Annotated in this window: 3 protein-coding genes; 2 read left to right on the top strand and 1 reads right to left on the bottom strand. The window is 66.1% G+C overall.

Annotated elements, in window-relative coordinates; genetic code table 11:
* Together DBR12_RS23030 and DBR12_RS16825 are read left to right on the top strand one after the other, a co-directional pair.
* Window positions 1–545: phosphoribosyltransferase family protein (locus tag DBR12_RS23030; protein ID WP_255575926.1), on the top strand; the 545-nt coding region annotated here is incomplete at its 5' end.
* 89 nt (window positions 546–634) lie between these two features.
* On the top strand, window positions 635–1,237 hold the full coding sequence (locus DBR12_RS16825; protein ID WP_108618320.1) for an isochorismatase family protein: 603 nt from the start codon (window positions 635–637) through the stop codon (window positions 1,235–1,237).
* Window positions 1,238–1,361: 124 nt separating this feature from the next.
* On the opposite strand, the gene DBR12_RS16820 is transcribed toward DBR12_RS16825, so the two are convergent.
* On the bottom strand, window positions 1,362–2,436 hold a 1,075-nt coding region (locus tag DBR12_RS16820; RefSeq protein ID WP_108618319.1), incomplete at its 5' end, for a chromate transporter.

Genomic DNA, 2,436 nt, shown 5'->3' with positions numbered 1-2,436 from the left:
GGCTGTTTGACGCTGTCATCACCGTAGACCCGCACCTGCACCGCATCGACCGATTGGAGCAGGCCATCCCCGTGCCGCAGGCCGTGGTGCTCAGCGGTGCCGAGCCGCTGGCGGACCTGATTGCCCAGCGCCGCCCCAACGCTTTTTTGGTGGGGCCCGACGGTGAATCCGCCCAGTGGATCGCCCAGGCCGCCACCCGCCACGGTTTTGACCATGCCGTATGCACCAAGGTGCGCCATGGCGACCGCCATGTGGCCATCGAACTGCCCGCGCTCAACGCCCAGGGGAGGGCGGTGGTGCTGCTGGACGACATGGCCAGCACCGGCCGCACGCTGGCGCTGGCCGCGCGGCTGCTGCTGCAGGCGGGTGCGGCATCGGTGGATGTGGCGGTGACGCATGCGTTGTTTGCGGGCAATGCGCTGCAGGTGCTGCATGAAGCCGGGGTGGGGGAGGTGTGGAGCACGGACTGCATTCCGCACCCGAGCAACGCGGTGGCCATGGCAGGGCCGCTGGCTGCAGCGGTGCAGTCTGTGCTGCGCGGCTGAAAACCCCGGGCACAGGGCTGCGACAATGCACCATTGCCTTCAACGCTGCGCCCGCACAGCGATTCAACGAACACAGAAACGGTCCCACCATGCTGCTTGACGCCACCGAATCCCAACTCGTCCTGGTCGATTACCAGGAACGCCTGATGCCCGCCATCTTTGAGGGCCCCGCCGTGCTGGCCAATGCCCGCCGCCTGGCCGAGATCGCCCGCATGCTGGACGTGCCCGTGTGGGGCACCGAGCAAAACCCCTCGCGCCTGGGTGCCAACGACGCCGCGCTGCGCGCGCTGTGCCAGAAAACCCTTGCCAAGATGCACTTCAGCGCCGCCGAAGAAGGCCTGGGCGAATGGCTGCGCCCACCGGCCAAACCGCAGGGTGGCAATGCGCGCAGCCTGCCCAAGCACCTGCAAAAGCCCGCACCCCTGGCGGCAGAGCGCGGCACCATCGTCATTGCCGGTTGCGAAGCGCACGTTTGCCTGCTGCAGACGGCGCTGGATTTGCTGGAGGACGAGTTTGAGGTGTGGGTGGTGACCGACGCCTGCGGCTCGCGCACCGAACGCAACCGCGACGCCGCCTTTGACCGCCTGGCCGGCGCAGGCGCCGAACTGGTGACCACCGAGATGGTGGCGTTTGAATGGCTGGGTAGCTGTGAGCACCCAGCGTTCAAAGACGTGCTGGGGCTGATCAAGTAGGTGGATTGCGAGGTTTTTAGGCTATTTCCGCGCGCCTATAAAGCCTTTATTGCTATGAAAATGGTAGTAGAAATCTCACTTGAACAGCCGTGTGGCGGGCTGACCTGGCGGGCGTGCCGAGTGCTCAGGCCAGCCACGGCTTGAGAAACGTCACCGCCAGCCCCGCCAACGCGCACATGCCCAGCAGCGGCAGCACAGCCAACTTGAAACGGAAAAGTGCCACCAGTGCACCCATGGCGATAACGGCCGACACGGCATCGAAAGCGCCACCAAACCCCTTCGGCCACAGCAGGTGGTAGGCAAAAAACAGCGCCAGGTTCAGGATCACGCCCACCACGGCGGCGGTAATGGCCGACAGCGGTGCGGTAAAGCCGAGCTTGCCGTGCGTGGCCTCTACCACCGGGCCACCCGCCAGGATGAAGATGAATGAGGGCAGAAAGGTCACAAACGTCACCACGGCGGCAGCGGTGGCAGCGCCTGCCAACAACGCATCGGGCCCCCACACCTGTTGCAGCCAGGCGCCCACAAAACCCACAAACGCCACCACCATGATCAGCGGGCCGGGCGTGGTCTCGCCCAGTGCCAGGCCGTCGATCATCTGCGGGCCGCTGAGCCACTGGTAGTGCTCCACCGCGCCCTGGTACACGTAGGGCAGCACCGCATAGGCGCCGCCAAACGTCACCAGCGCGGCCTTGGTGAAGAACCAGCCCATCTGCGTGAGCGTGCCCTGCAAGCCCTGGGTAGCCACCAGCAGGGCCATGGCGGCGAGCCACATCGCCAGCCCGACTGCGAGCACTTTGGCCAGATGGCTGCGGGAGAACCGCGCGTGAGCGGGCGTGGGGGTGTGGTCGTCGATCAGCGCCGGGCCATAGTCCTTGCTGCCATCGGCATGGCCGCCCCCGAGAGCGAACACGGCGGGCCAGCGGCGGGCGCCAAAGTAACCGATCAGCCCGGCGGCCAGTACGATGGCCGGGAAGGGCGTATCGAACGCAAAAATGGCTGCAAACGAGGCGGCGGCAATGCCCCACATCCATCCGTTCTTGAGCGCCCGCGTGCCAATGCGGTGCGCCGCATGCAGCACCAGCGCCGTCACGGCGGGCTTGATCCCGTAGAAGATGCCAGCCACCACGGGCACATCGCCGAAGCGCACATAGACCCAGGACAGCGCGATCAGGATGAACAGCGAAGGCAGCACAAAC

Origin of the sequence: Acidovorax sp. HMWF029 (assembly GCF_003060895.1) — a bacterium.
GTDB lineage: Bacteria > Pseudomonadota > Gammaproteobacteria > Burkholderiales > Burkholderiaceae_C > Acidovorax.
The sequence above is the reverse complement of the archived record's forward strand: the minus strand, read 5'-3'. Positions and strand labels throughout refer to the sequence as shown.